Below are 13,828 nucleotides of genomic sequence, written 5' to 3'. Positions count from 1 at the left end.
ATCGGAGTTGTGCGACTAGCCGAGCCGCCACGGCTTCAAACCGCGTTGATCCAGCAAGCCGCCGCCCCCGCGTCCCACGGAATTCCATATGCTCGCGATCCAGAATTCTATTCCAGCCGCTGAGACCGCGACGGAGTCGGTCGCCTTCAAACGCGAACACCGCCCCTCAACTGGTCTGTCGGGAATGCTCGCCGCAACGGTAGCCGCCGTGATCGCCGCAGCCTTCGGCGTCATGCTCTGGTTCGCTGACGGCTACGAGATCGAAATTGGAACCCGTGTTCGTGGCGACGAGATGCGGCTCGTCAACGGAGAGCTCTCGACTGCGTTCGAGCGCGGCGGACGTTTCGCGCTGGCGCTGGCCGAGGTCACCGCGCGGCGAACGACAATTCGCCAGGCGCTCGCCGCGCGCGACCGAGCCGAATTGATGCGCCAGTCTGCGGAGACATTTGCCCATCTGCGCCAGCAGGCTGGCGTGCAGATCTTCGGCTTCCAGGACAAGGACATCCGCTATTTCCTGCGCGTGCACAAGCCCGATCAGTTCGACGACGATATCTCCGGATTTCGTCCGATGATCGTCGCCGCCAATCGCACCGGCCGCCCGCAGGTCGGGCTGGAAATCGGCGTTGCCGGAATCGGCCTGCGCGGGGCAACGATCGTCGAGCAGCAGGGCATTATGGTCGGAACCGTTGAAGTCGGCCTCGATCTCAAGCCTTTGATCGAGAGCGTCAAAGCGACCTCCAACGCCGACATTGCGATCGTGGTCGTTCCCTCGCTCGCCGGCATCGCGCTCGATCCCAATCTGCCTGCCTTCGGCGACCTCGTGCTGGCGATGTCGACCGATGACCGGCTGTTCTCGTCGCTGTTGAAGACGATGCCGCTGCGTCCGGCGCATGACAGCGTGGCCGCTTCGCCGACGATCGATGGCCGCCGCCATGATCTGATTACGCGACCGCTCGTCGATTTCAGCGGCCGCATGATCGGCTTCTCCATCGCGCTCAAGACCGACTACGGTACCGAACTCGGACGCTCGCGCACCGAATTGCGCGTCATCGCGATCTGCGGGGGCATCTGCGCTTTCCTGGCGTTCGCGCTCTTGTTCCGCGCCACGTGCTCGCGCGGGAGGACGCACCCATGACACCGTTCATCGGCATCCTAAGTGTGATCCTGACGCTGTTCTGCCTCGCCTCGACGCCAGCGGAGGCCGTTCAGACCGAACTGCCAACGGGAGCACAGCTTCCCGTGCGGGTACGTGTCGCGGTGCGCATCCTCAAGGTGCTCTCGATCAAAGAAGTCGTTGGGGAGGGACGCCTGTTCGTCGAAGTCACGCAACGCTGGACCGATCGTCGGCAGGCCTTTGATCCGGTCGCGATAGGCTTCGGCCGCCTCGACCGCACCGGCGCGGGAGCCGACGAATATCTGAAATCGATCTGGACGCCTGGCCTCGAAATCGAGAATCGCATCGGCGAGCCGGAGGCTCGCACCGTGGCCACGTCGACCTATGCCAACGGCGAGGTCATGCTCATCGAACGTTACGAGGCGCGCTTTCGCTTCGGCCTGAACCTCAACGCTTTCCCCTTTGACCGCCAGGATCTCACGCTTTCGTTCTTCTTGCCGAGCCACGCGGCGCAGGACGCGATGCTGGTTTCCACCGAGTCCGATCGGGACATCTCCGGGATCGAGGATACGACCGCCTCGGTCGACTGGCGCGCCGCCGGCCTGCGCTTCGCGAACCGCGACGCGATGGGATGGAACGCCCGCAGCTATTCCAAGCTCGACGTGACCATGACGCTCGCGCGGATCTCGACGCATTATTTGCTGCGCATTTTTGTGCCGATCATGGCCGTGCTGGCCGTATCCGTTTTCGTACTATGGGCACCGGATCTGGCCTCCAAGGACAAGGGCAGCCTGATCTTCTCGTCGCTGCTCGCGCTCGCAGCCATCAGCTTCACGTTCGAATCGAGCTTTCCGGGCTGCATCTCCCTCAACACGCCGGTCGCCCAGATCATCTCTCTTGGCTACATGTACCTGATCGTGGTCCTGATCGTCGACATGTCATTGGACACGCTGTCGCGTCGCATGCAAGCGGTGAGTGGCGCCGTGATCGACGAACTCAGGCAACAGATACGCTGGGCGCTACCGTGCATCATGGCTGCCATCTGCATCGGCGCGGCGGTGCGGGCGATCCCGGCCTGATTCAGCAGCAAGCGCTTCTGGACCGAGCGCGCGCCGCAAGATCAACGCGCGTTGATGGTGGATTCTCCCACCTTCGCCTACCAGACCTACAGTCGATCCCAGACACGCAAGACGTCGAGTCGCGCGGATTTGCGGCCCCACCAACGGGCCGCGCGTCCCGATCAGTGCGGGTGCCCGCGCCGAGACACGACTTCAGCCGGGATCCGAACAGGTGGGGCGGGATATGATTTCTTTTTGCTTCGATACTGGTGTGCGTCGCGTCCTGCCGAGGGACGCGCACAAATGTTTTGCCGCTCTGTTGGCGATCTTCGCGTGCTTTGCCGCCCACTGCACCGCTTACGCCGCTCGCGCCCTGCCGAACGGCACAGTAGGAACAGCATATTCCCAGACCGTCACGGTCTATACGGACTCCATCTCGTGTAACCCTCAGCAGTTTAACTTTAACTTCCCCGGCCTCACTCCCGCAACTACCACTGCCTTTGGCAGCAAGACCTGCGCATTCACGCTGACCGGGACTCCAACTTCGGCGGGGACATACTCCGGCACGTATTGGTTCGTGGATGGAACGGACACCTATCCTGCCGACGTTACAAATTTTATCTTGTTCTACCAGATCACGATCGACAAAGCGTCGCCGACGCTCTCGGTCTCGCCTTCATCGTCGTCGGTGGCCTACGCAAGCTCACTCACACTGACGGCGACGTTGAGCAGCGGTTACTCGCCGACCGGAACGGTCACCTTCTATGACAACGGGACCTCGATCGGTACGGGTACCGTGTCGGGGACGACCGCGAGCCTGACGGTGAGCTCGCTCTCGGTCGGCTCGCATGCGATCACGGCGAGCTATGGTGGCGATTCCAACAACAATACCGCGTCCGGCGCGACAACTGTGACGGTGATACAGGCCACACCCTCGATCGCACTGAATGCCTCTTCGACGCCCACAAGCAACGGCGCATCGGTCGCGCTGGTCGCGACGATGACCGGCGCGAGTTCGCCAAGCGGCACCGTGACCTTCTACGAGGGCTCGACCCAGCTCGGCAGCGGCACGATTTCGGGCACGACCGCGATCTTGATGCTGTCGTCGGTTGCGCTGGGCTCGCACACGATCACCGCAACCTATAACGGCGACACCAACAATGCACCGGTCTCCTCGAGCCCGTACACGTTCTCGACCACCAAGGCGGTGACGACGATCTCGCTCTCGAGCTCGACGACTTCGCCGGCCGCGGCGCAATCGGTGACCTTGACCGCAACGCTGTCGGGCGCGGCTTCGCCGACCGGCACCGTCACCTTCAAGGACGGCACGACGGTTCTCGGCACGGCCACGGTCTCGGGCACAATCGCGACGTTCTCGACCCCAGGCCTGGCGATGGGCACGCATGCGATCACTGCCACTTATGGCGGCGACGGCAACAATGCCGGTGCGACCTCGAGCGCGATCACGTTGACGGTCGGACGATCCGATCCGACCGCGAGCAGCACCGTGCGCGGCCTGGTCGGCTCGCAGGTGTCGAGTGCCGTCCAGTTCGGCCAGACCCAGATCTCCAACATCTTCAGCCGGTTCGAAGCGCTCCATGACGAGGACGATGGCGGCGGCGCTTCCGGCTCAGCCGGCGCCTCCGGCTCGTCACAGGCGGGATCTGGCGCGAACGGCAACACCGCGTCCGCCGCCGGCGTCCTCGGCGGAGCCGGCCGCACCGCCAGCGCTTTGGACAGCCAGGCCAGCGTGGCTCCTGCCCTCGGCTATGCCAGCGAATTGCCGCTTGGCGCCTCCCTCTCGAAGCAGAGCGATGAGGGCCGCGCCGTCAACCAGCTTGCCGCAATGCTGCCCCAGGCCGTCGAGTCCCTCAACAAGACCAACGTGCTCCCATTTCACGTCTGGGCCTCCGGCACGGTCGGCTTCGGCCGGCTGCGCAGCGACGACAGCTTTGACAACCGCTTCACCTCATCGGGCGTCACGCTCGGCTTCGACCGGCGCATCGCCGACGGCCTGAAGCTCGGCGTGGCCTTCGGTCTCGGGCTCGACCATACCGACATCGGCAGCGACGGCTCGCGGATCGATGCGCGCAACTTCGATGCGGCGATCTATGCGAGCTGGCGCTTCCTGCCGCACACTTATCTCGACGTCGCCGGCGGCTACGGCACGCTGCGCTTCGACAGCAAGCGCTGGTCCAGCGACGGCAACCTCATGCTGAGCGGCACACGGTCGGGGCACGATGTGTTCGGCTCGCTCGGCGTCACGCACGTCTCCAAGTGGGACGGCTGGAAGCTCTCGTCCTATGGCCGCCTCGACGTCGTCAGGGCCGCGCTCGACGCCTACAGCGAGACTGGCTCGAGCCTGTGGGCGCTCACCTACGACAGCATGAACACCACGAGCGTCGCCAGCGTCATCGGCGGCCGCCTCGCCTATCCGATGCTGCAGAGCTGGGGCGTGCTGACGCCGACAGCCCGTGCGGAATGGCGCCATGCCTTCGACGGCGGATATACTCAGACGCTGAACTACGTCGATCTCGTCGGCCTCGCCTCCGGCTATACGCTCAGCGGCACCTCGACCTCGCGTGACACCTTGACCGGCGGGTTGGGCTTGCGGGCCGAGGTCGGCCGCGCCCTCAGCCTCGATCTCGAATATCTGCTGACGAGCTCCGTCAGCGGGATCGAAAGCCAACGGGTGCGCGGTGCGGTGAAGTACGGATTCTGACGCGGCGGTCGGCCAATGTCTCAGATCGGTCAATCGCGTCGGCTTGCTCCCCCCGCGATGACTTCTGGTCAACCCCGGCGAACGGACATCTTTAGTGCCCATCGTGAGGTCTCAGCCAGGCCCTAGGCACCTCCGCCTAGCGCCAATTAGGATCGCAACACAAACCGCGCGCTTCACATCATCGTTCCCGGCACGAAGCAGCGAACGCTCACACCCATCGGGCCGTACAGCGGCCAGACCAACGTCACGTTAGCCCTATTCGGCTCATCGATGACGGCCTCGTCGGGCACGTAAACCCACTCGGTTTCCACGTTGGCGCCGGCCATCGCGCGCTCGAAGCCCCCAGGCGTTGTTGGAACGCGGACGCGGTAATGGCTGCCGTTAACATCCCAATCTATCCCGGACAAATGCATCGCTTCGCTGCCATCGCAGCACATATCCCCCTTTCGGTCATGAAGCTTCTCAAACCACTTCGACAGATCGGCCCGATTGTGATCGTGCGCGAGCACGGCGCCGGAACATACGATCAGCACGACGGCGAACAGACTACGGAAAACCGGAGGTCGCAGATGGGCCAACATCAGACTACCAAGTGTGGAACAGGCTTTCGTTCGAAAACGCGAATCGGTCACATCATGGTCCCGGGCATGAAACAACGAATGTCGATCCGCGGCTGGTTGTCGAGCACCCGATAGTAGACGGGCCAGACCATCGTGCGACCGGCGCGGTTCGGCTCCTTGATCACGGCCTCGTTTGGCACGTCCCACCATTGGCTCTCGATGTGCACGCGGTAGTGGCCGCCCCTCACCTCCCAGTCGGTGTCGGATAGCGCCTTGCCGTCGGCATCGGAACAGCATGGCCCCTTGCCACTTTTGAGGCTCTCGAACCAGCTATTGAGTTCGGGGCGGCTATGATCGTGCGCGCGCGCCACGGAGTGCCAGACCGGCAGCACGATCAGCGTCGCCGCCGTGATGACGGCCATCGAGAATATCTTCCTCATCTGCAGTCTCCCTAAAAACAAAAGATTTGCCCCTGCGGTTGCGCTCCGGAGACTCTCCGCGCCTTTTAGTTGCGCTGCATAGTTGCGTTGCAGCCTCTCTGTTCTCGGGTTACCGCTGGTTCAAGGCAGCGGCTCTCCAATTGTCAACGTAGCGCAGGTCTGTGGTGAGACAGGACGAAAAGGGACGATAAAGGACGAAATCAGGCTCTGCCCCTGCCTTGAGGCGCACTTACCGGTCCGCTAAAATGAACGGTGGGAGGCATGCTCATGGCCTGCCTGCGGCTGAACGGATATACGCTTGATTTGGATCAGGCGCAGTTGTTTGACCTGCACGGCCAAGTGGTTGAGCTGCGGCCTCAGGCTCTGGCAGTCCTGCTCGAATTGGGGCGCCGGCATGGAGAGCTGGTTACAAAGCGCGATTTAAGTGCGAAAATCTGGCCGGGCGTTTCGGTGACCGACGACTCGCTTGTGCAATGCGTGGTCGAGATCAGGCGCGCACTTGGTGACACCCGGCAGCAAGTCGTGCGAACGATGCCACGACGTGGTTACCTTCTGATCGTTGATGCGGCCGACACGAAACCTCACGATGTGCAGAAGGTCAGCGTTTATCGCCTGGCCGCCATCCTTGTGACAACGGCTGTCGCCATCATGTTGGTCTGGAAGTTGGTGCTGCCCGGCATCGCCCCCGGACGCCGCGAGGCACACGACAAGATGGTGGCCGACGTCGCAGTCCTGCCATTGCGCGTGCTCAACGCATCTCAGGAAAGAAGTCCAGATGGCAATGGACTAGCCTACATGATTGCCAGCGAACTTGCGCGCAACCCCGACCTGCACATCGTCTCACCCCTCGCCACAGCTGAGCTTCGCGGTAAGAACCTATCGCCGTCGCAGATCGCTGCGATGACCCACGCTCGCTACCTTGTGGACGGCAGCGCGGAGAGGCGTGGCGACCGGCTGCAGCTCCACATGCAACTGATCGATTCCGGCGACAATCGCATCGTCTGGAGCGGCCGGTTCGAACCCACCGCGCAAGACCTGCCCGAGGTTACTGAGGCGTTGATCTCGCGGATCAGCGCCTCACTCGGTTCAACCGTGCGCGAGTCGGACCGGGCCATGTTACGGAACCGTGCGCCAGCCTCGCTTGATGCGCACGCGCGCGTGTTGCGCGCAATCGCGTTGACTATCGCGCCGAGTCCTGAGGGCCTTCGCGAGGCGCGGCAAGAACTGGAACTGGCGGTCCGCCTTGATCCAAACTACGCCCCGGCATGGGCGCATCTCGGACAGGCGAAGACACTCTTGATCTTCGGCCATCACGATCCTGGGCTCGGTCGTCAGGACTTGCCACAGGCGATCGCCGACATCGAGCACGCGACTGCGCTGGACCCGCTGCTTGCCAGCTCGTGGCGAGTGCTGTCCATCGCAATCGACTCGAGCCAGAACCCTGAGGCAGCAGTGAGTGCGGCCGAGCGGGCGACTGAACTCGGCCCTGGCGATCCGGACAATTGGGTCGCCCTCGCCGTCGCACAGCACCATGCCGGTCGAACCCAAGCAGCGATCGAAGCCTTCGAGAAGGCGATCTCCTGGAGCCCGCTACGCCCACCGAATTACGCCATCGTAGCGGCAAGGCTGCGCTACTCCGTGCAGGATTACGAAAATGCGCTGCGATTCGCGCGCGAATGCATGGATCGAACGCCAGCGCTTGGCGTCTGCAAGGCGATCTGGCTGTCGTCACTGGTCCGTACCGGCCACGCCTTCGAGGCGGAGGCGGCGTGGCCCGCTCTGGTTGCGGCCGCACCATCTTTGCAGACGTATCGGATGACGCCGTACAATACGCCCATGGCTCGATCGGTTGACGAGGATCTCGACAGACTGCGCAAGAGCGGCACCCGGGTAATGGCCCAGTGATGCTCCAAGCGGATGACGTGATCACTCAAAGTCGGCTTTTCTCCGCGCAGAAGCGACCTTCGAGGTCGTTCCGGATGGAGTCATCCCTGTCGCCGGTGTCCGCTCGTCTACTTCGCTTGTGGCCACAAGCGGGCTCGTGAATGACGGTCGCGCCCTAGTTGCCGCCCCGAAATCCCGTCGCCAGCACGTAGCGCTCCGACGAATCCTGCCGGCTGGCCGCCGGCTTGACATGACGCACCGTTGCAAAGTCGCGCTTGAGCTGGGCGAGCAGATCGGCGTCGGCGCCGCTCTGGAAGGTCTTTGCGAGAAACGTCCCGCCGGGCTTCAGCACATCGCAGGCAAACGCCGCAGCGGTCTCGACGAGGCCGACGATGCGGAGCTGGTCGGTCTTGCGGTGGCCGGTGGTGTTGGCGGCCATGTCGGACATCACGATATCGGCGCCGCCGCCGAGCATAGCGGTGAGCTTGTCCGGCGCGTCGTTGTCCATGAAATCGAGCTGCGCAAAATCGACGCCGGGGATTTCCGGCATCTCCAACAGGTCGATGGCGACGACCTTGCCCTTGCCTTCGACAGAGCCAACGCGCTTCGCGGCGATCTGACTCCAGCCGCCTGGTGCCGCGCCGAGATCGACCACGGCCATGCCGGGCTTCAGAAGGCGGAACTTGTCGTCGATCTCGAGCAGCTTGAACGCGGCGCGCGAGCGATAGCCTTGCGCCTTCGCCTTGGCGACATAGGGATCGTTGAGCTGGCGCTCGAGCCACAGCTTTGACGAGAGCTTGCGCTTGCCGCCGGTCTTGACCTGGACGTGCAAGCGGCCGGTGGTGTCCTTGGCCATCTCACCAGCTCCTCAGCGCGCCGTCCTCGCGCATCATCTCGACCAGCATGCCCTCGCGCAGGCCCCGGTCGGCGACACGCAGGCGCGGCAGCGGGAAGGCGCGGCGGATGGCATCGAGGATGGCGCAGCCGGCGAGCACGAGATCGGCGCGCTCGATGCTGATGCAATTGTTGTTGGCGCGCTCCTCATAGCTCATGCCGAGCAGCTTGTTGATGGTTGCCGTGATGTCGGCATCGTCCATCCAGATGCTGTCGATGCGGCGGCGGTCGTAACGCGCCAGATTGAGGTGAATGCCGGCGAGCGTCGTCACCGTGCCCGACGTGCCGAGCAGGTGCATTTCGGCGAGATCGCGGCCATGCTCCTCGGCGAAGGGCGCGACATGACGTGTCACCTCATCTTCCATCGCGGCGTAGGTCTCGCGCGTCACGTCGCGGCCGCCAAAATGCTCGGCCAGCGTCACGACACCGAGTGGGATCGACATCCAGGCTTTTATGCGCGGCTGCGGATTCTCGTCGGCCGGGTCGCGCTCGATCCGCACCAGCTCGGTCGAGCCGCCGCCGATGTCGAACAGGATCGCACCGCGCCCTCTGGGGTCGACCAGCGGCGAGCAGCCGAGCACGGCGAGCGCGGCCTCGGTCTCGCGGTCGATCACCTCGAGCTCGATACCGGTCTCGGCCGCGACGCGGCTGCGAAAGCCCTCCGCGTTCGAGGCGGCACGGCAGGCCTCGGTGGCGATCAGGCGCAGCCGCCGCGCCTTACGCAGCTCGATCTTGTCGCGGCAGATGCTGAGCGCCGCGATGGCGCGCTCGATGGCGGCCTCGCTGATGCAGCCGGTGGCCGAAACGCCCTCGCCGAGCCGGATGATGCGCGAGAAGGAATCGACCACGCGAAACCCGTCGCTGGTCGGACAGGCGATCAGCAATCGGCAATTATTGGTACCGAGGTCCAGCGCCGCATAGACGCCGGTTCCCGACATTGGCGCAGGGACGGCCGGTTCAACGGCCAGCGCCGCCGTGGCCATCGCCCCCAGCTCTCCGTGCAGCGCATGGCCGTCGCGGAGCCGCGTGTGGTCATTCATACAAACTGTCTTTCCACGGCCCGAAAGGGCCGATCCGGAATTGCTTTTTCGCCCGAAACTTTAGCAGCGCTCAGGGCGCGCGCAACAACCCATCACAATGGGACCATGCCTATTCGTGCGTTGTCGTGAACGGGCCCCTGCGTTATCTGAACGGGGTCCGGCCCTTCCGCCGCCCGCGAAACCCGCGCAAAAGCCGGCTTTTCAGGTCATTTCCATGCAAGAACACACCAAATCGTCCTCGCTCGAAAACGCTATTGCACTGCAAAAATACGGTGTCGGACAGCCGGTCCGGCGCAAGGAGGACGATACGCTGGTCCGCGGCATGGGCCGCTATACCGACGATTTCAACCTGCCCGGCCAGGCCTATGCCGTGGTCGTTCGCTCGACCCACGCGCATGGCGTGATCCGCGGCATCGGCACCGAGGCGGCCAGGGCGATGCCGGGCGTGCTGGGCGTGTGGACCGGCACTGACCTCAATGCGGCCGGCTACGGCCCCTTCACCTGCGGCCTGCCGCTGAAGAACCGCGACGGCTCACCGCTGCTGCAGACCAACCGCCAGCCGCTTGCGACCGACAAGGTCCGCTTCGTCGGCGATCCCATCGCCTTCGTCGTGGCGGAGACGCTGGCGCAGGCGCGCGACGCCGCGGAAGCCGTTGAGGTCGATATCGAGCCCCTGCCCGCGGTCACCGATCCCGAGGAGGCCGCGCAGGCAGGCGCGCCGCAGCTTTACGACCACATCCCGGGCAACGTCGCGCTCGACTATCACTTTGGCGATGCCGAGAAGGTGGAGGCGGCCTTCGCCAGCGCCGCCCATGTGACCAGGCTTGACATCGAGAACACCCGCGTCGCCGTGGTCTCGATGGAGCCGCGCGTCGGGCTCGCCTCCTACGACAAGAAGACCGAGCGCTACACCATCCAGGTTCCGACGCAGGGCGTTTCGGGCAACCGCGCCAATCTCGCCAAGAACCTGAAGGTGCCGAACGAGAAGGTACGCATCCTCACCGCCAATGTCGGCGGCTCCTTCGGCATGAAGAACATCAACTACCCCGAATATATGTGCATCCTGTTTGCGGCGAAGACGCTGGGCCGTCCCGTGAAGTGGACCGACGAGCGCTCGACGAGCTTCCTCTCCGACAGCCATGGCCGCGCCCAGAAGATCCATGCCGAGCTGGCGCTGGATGCCGAGGGGCATTTCCTCGCCGCAAAGCTCTCCGGCTACGGCAATCTCGGCGCCTACATCACCGGTGTCGCGCCGAGCCCGCTCTCGCTCAACACCGGCAAGAATTTTTCCAGCGTCTACCGCACGCCGCTGATGGCGGTCGATATCAAGACGGTGTTGACCAACACCACCTTGATGGGGGCCTATCGCGGCGCCGGCCGGCCCGAGGCGAACTACTACATGGAGCGGCTGATCGACCGCGCCGCCGACGAGATGGGCATCAGCCGGCTGACCCTGCGCAAGCGCAACTTCGTCAAGCCGAACCAGATGCCGTTCCCGGCCTCCTCGGGCGTGACCTATGACAGCGGCGACTTCCAGGCCGTGTTCAACAAGGCGCTGGAGCTGTCGGACTATGAGAGCTTCTCCAAGCGCAAGAAGGAGAGCAGGAAGAGCGGCAAGCTGCGCGGCATCGCCATCGGCTCCTATCTCGAGGTCACTGCCCCTCCCGGCGTCGAGCTCGGCAAGATCGTGTTCGACCCCGATGGCACGGTGCAGCTCATCACCGGCACGCTCGACTATGGCCAGGGCCACGCGACGCCGTTCACGCAGGTGCTGTGCGCAGAGCTTGGCGTGCCCTTTGAGAACGTGAAACTCGTGCAGGGCGACAGCGACATTGTGCACACCGGCAACGGCACCGGCGGCTCGCGCTCGATCACCGCCAGCGGCATGGCGATCGTGGAATCCTCCCGCCTCGTCATCGAGAAGGGCAAGCGCGCTGCGGCGCATCTCATGGAGGCCTCCGAGGCCGACATCGAGTTCGCCGACGGCCGCTTCACCATCGCCGGCACCGACCGCAGCATCAACATCATGGACCTGGCCAGGCGCCTGCATGACGGCAAGGTGCCGGAGGGCGTGCCCTCCTCGCTCGATGTCGACCACACCACCGAGCCGGTGCCATCAGCCTTCCCGAACGGCTGCCATGTCGCCGAGGTCGAGATCGATCCGGACACCGGCGTGGTGCAGATCGTGCGCTACAGCGCCGTGAACGATTTCGGCACGGTGATCAACCCGATGCTCGTCGAGGGCCAGCTCCACGGCGGCGTGGTCCAGGGCATCGGCCAGGCGCTGATGGAGCATGTCCGCTACGACGAGAGCGGTCAGCCGATCACGGGATCGCTGATGGACTACGCGCTGCCGCGCGCCGAAGACGTTCCGTTCATGAGCGTCGGCGACCACCCGGTGCCGGCCAAGAGCAATCCGCTCGGCACCAAGGGCTGCGGCGAAGCGGGCTGTGCGGGCAGCCTGTCAACGGTGGTGAATGCGGTGGTCGACGCGCTGTCCGACTACGGCATCAAGCACATCGACATGCCCCTGACGCCGGAGCGCGTATGGCGGGCGATCCAGGAGGCGAAGGGGGCGGGGTAGCGACGCGTTCGTCATTCCGGGGCGGCTCGAAGAGCCGAACCCGGAATCTCGAGATTCTCAGGTGCGCAATTGCGCACCATAGTTCGATGCTTTGCATCGCCCCGGAATGACGGTGCTAGATGGCTACGCCGCCGCCTGCTCGCGCGGCTGATAGATCGCGATGTGCTGGCATTGCGCGAGCGGCGTCTTGCCGTTGGCGACGACGAGCGCGTCGAGCTCGACGAAGCGGTGGCGCTTCTTCTCGTAGTTCGCGGTAACTTTTGCGCGCGCGGTGATCTCGTCGCCGGCACGCGTGGCCGCAAGCAATTGCATGCGGCTGCCGACGTGGATCCACGGCCCCAAAATCGTGTTATCGACCAGCACGCGGTTCATGACGCGCTGGATCAGACCGGGATGACCCAGCCCTTCCCGCGCGAAGATCGGATCGGTCTCCCTGATGTCGGCGAGATAGTCGGTCGCATCCTGCCCGGCCCAGCGGCGCGGCGCCGTGCCGAGCCATTTGCCGACCTCGAAGGTGGCCGGATTGACGAGCTTGCGCTCGGCAATGGCCGGCACCTCGGCATAGTCGGCGAGGGAGAGCGAGGGCGCCGACTCCGGCAGCGACGCCGTTCCCGTCGCGCAGAGCTCGCCACGGCTGAACACCTCGATGGTGAGCACGCCGTTATGCTCGACCGCATCGACATCGGCCGCCTCACCGTCATAGACCGGCTTGATAAAGCGCGCCTCGATCAGGCCACGGGCGAGAAAATCCCGCCTCCAGCGGGCGACCGGCACGTGCATCATGTAGGCCATGACGTCGACGCCGGGGACCAGCCCGCCGGAAAAGCCGAAGCGGCGCGCCACGGTGTCGTCATGCATCTTGTTTTCGGATTGTTTGGCGGTGTTGTAGGCCTCAACGCGGTAGGTTTCGAGCCGGGTCGGCATGCTGTCGCCTTCGCCTGATTTTTGTTGCTTCAGAGGCTGATCGTAGGGCGTCAGGAACCTCGGTCAATCCCCTCGCCTTTGGGCGGCGAATGCGGTACCACGCGGCGAATGACGAGCCCTCCAGCCAAGCCCCGCATCTATGTCGACGCCGATGCCTGTCCGGTCAAGGACGAGATCTATCGCGTCGCTGCCAGGCACGGCGTGCCCGTGAGCGTGGTTGCGGGCAATTTCATCCGCGTGCCCCAGGACCCGCTGATCGAACGCGTCGCGGCGGGCGCCGGGATGGACGCTGCCGACAACTGGATCGCGGAGCGGGCCGGTGACGGCGATATCGTGATCACCGCCGACATCCCGCTCGCGAGCCGCTGCGTGAAGACGGGTGCCGACGTCATCGCGCCGAACGGCAAGACGTTCACCGAGGAATCGATCGGCATGACGCTCGCGGTGCGCAACCTGATGACCGATCTGCGCTCGGCCGGAGAAGTCACCGGCGGCCCGCGGTCGTTCGCGCCGCGCGATCGCTCCGCGTTCCTGTCCGCGCTGGACCAGACCATCCGCCGAATCCAGCGCCGCCGCGCCGAGCAGGCCGCAGCGGTCAAGGGCTGATC

General features: G+C 64.5%; 11 protein-coding genes. 6 read left to right on the top strand and 5 right to left on the bottom strand.

Annotated features, from left to right (window positions below):
• The first annotated feature begins 88 nt into the window (after positions 1-88).
• The 3 genes from NLM33_RS03325 to NLM33_RS03315 all read left to right on the top strand — a co-directional run bounded on the left by NLM33_RS03325 (position 89) and on the right by NLM33_RS03315 (position 4,894).
• Entirely contained in the window at positions 89-1,135 is a 1,047-nt protein-coding gene (locus NLM33_RS03325) for a cache domain-containing protein (RefSeq protein WP_254094663.1), read from the top strand.
• Positions 1,132-2,193: a neurotransmitter-gated ion-channel ligand-binding protein gene (locus tag NLM33_RS03320; RefSeq protein ID WP_254094661.1), complete on the top strand. Its 1,062-nt coding sequence runs from the start codon at positions 1,132-1,134 to the stop codon at positions 2,191-2,193. The genes NLM33_RS03325 and NLM33_RS03320 overlap by 4 nt, the downstream gene beginning before the upstream one ends.
• 601 nt (positions 2,194-2,794) lie before the next feature.
• Entirely contained in the window at positions 2,795-4,894 is a 2,100-nt protein-coding gene (locus NLM33_RS03315) for an Ig-like domain repeat protein (protein ID WP_254094659.1), read from the top strand.
• A 173-nt stretch (positions 4,895-5,067) separates the two neighbouring features.
• Here NLM33_RS03315 and NLM33_RS03310 read toward each other — a convergent pair whose 3' ends face one another.
• Positions 5,068-5,526 (bottom strand): hypothetical protein, encoded by a 459-nt coding sequence (locus tag NLM33_RS03310; RefSeq protein WP_254094657.1) that lies wholly within the window; start codon positions 5,524-5,526, stop codon positions 5,068-5,070.
• Entirely contained in the window at positions 5,523-5,894 is a 372-nt protein-coding gene (locus NLM33_RS03305; protein ID WP_254094655.1) for a hypothetical protein, read from the bottom strand. The genes NLM33_RS03310 and NLM33_RS03305 overlap by 4 nt, the downstream gene beginning before the upstream one ends.
• A 267-nt stretch (positions 5,895-6,161) precedes the next feature.
• On the opposite strand from NLM33_RS03305, the gene NLM33_RS03300 reads away from it, so the two are divergent.
• The gene (locus NLM33_RS03300) at positions 6,162-7,799 is read left to right on the top strand and encodes a winged helix-turn-helix domain-containing protein (protein WP_254094653.1); all 1,638 of its coding nucleotides are present in this window, start codon (positions 6,162-6,164) and stop codon (positions 7,797-7,799) included.
• Positions 7,800-7,953: 154 nt separating this feature from the next.
• Here the strand turns inward: NLM33_RS03300 and NLM33_RS03295 are convergent, their stop codons facing one another.
• Both NLM33_RS03295 and NLM33_RS03290 read right to left on the bottom strand, forming a co-directional pair.
• A complete protein-coding gene (locus NLM33_RS03295; RefSeq protein ID WP_254094651.1) occupies positions 7,954-8,634 on the bottom strand; it encodes an RlmE family RNA methyltransferase in 681 nt (226 codons plus the stop codon).
• Between the two features lies 1 nt (position 8,635).
• Complete coding sequence (locus NLM33_RS03290; protein WP_254094649.1) at positions 8,636-9,712, bottom strand: Ppx/GppA phosphatase family protein; 1,077 nt, start codon at positions 9,710-9,712, stop codon at positions 8,636-8,638.
• Positions 9,713-9,926: 214 nt separating this feature from the next.
• Between NLM33_RS03290 and NLM33_RS03285 the strand changes: the two genes are divergently transcribed.
• Positions 9,927-12,296 (top strand): xanthine dehydrogenase family protein molybdopterin-binding subunit, encoded by a 2,370-nt coding sequence (locus NLM33_RS03285; protein ID WP_254094647.1) that lies wholly within the window; start codon positions 9,927-9,929, stop codon positions 12,294-12,296.
• A gap of 123 nt (positions 12,297-12,419) precedes the next feature.
• Here NLM33_RS03285 and NLM33_RS03280 read toward each other — a convergent pair whose 3' ends face one another.
• Positions 12,420-13,220 carry a hypothetical protein gene (locus NLM33_RS03280; protein WP_254094645.1) on the bottom strand — a complete coding sequence of 267 codons (801 nt, stop codon included), beginning with the start codon at positions 13,218-13,220 and terminating at the stop codon, positions 12,420-12,422.
• A gap of 108 nt (positions 13,221-13,328) precedes the next feature.
• Between NLM33_RS03280 and NLM33_RS03275 the strand changes: the two genes are divergently transcribed.
• The gene (locus NLM33_RS03275; protein WP_254094643.1) at positions 13,329-13,826 is read left to right on the top strand and encodes a YaiI/YqxD family protein; all 498 of its coding nucleotides are present in this window, start codon (positions 13,329-13,331) and stop codon (positions 13,824-13,826) included.
• The last annotated feature ends 2 nt before the right edge of the window (positions 13,827-13,828 follow it).

The organism is Bradyrhizobium sp. CCGUVB1N3 (assembly GCF_024199925.1).
Lineage (GTDB): Bacteria > Pseudomonadota > Alphaproteobacteria > Rhizobiales > Xanthobacteraceae > Bradyrhizobium.
The sequence above is the reverse complement of the archived record's forward strand: the minus strand, read 5'-3'. Positions and strand labels throughout refer to the sequence as shown.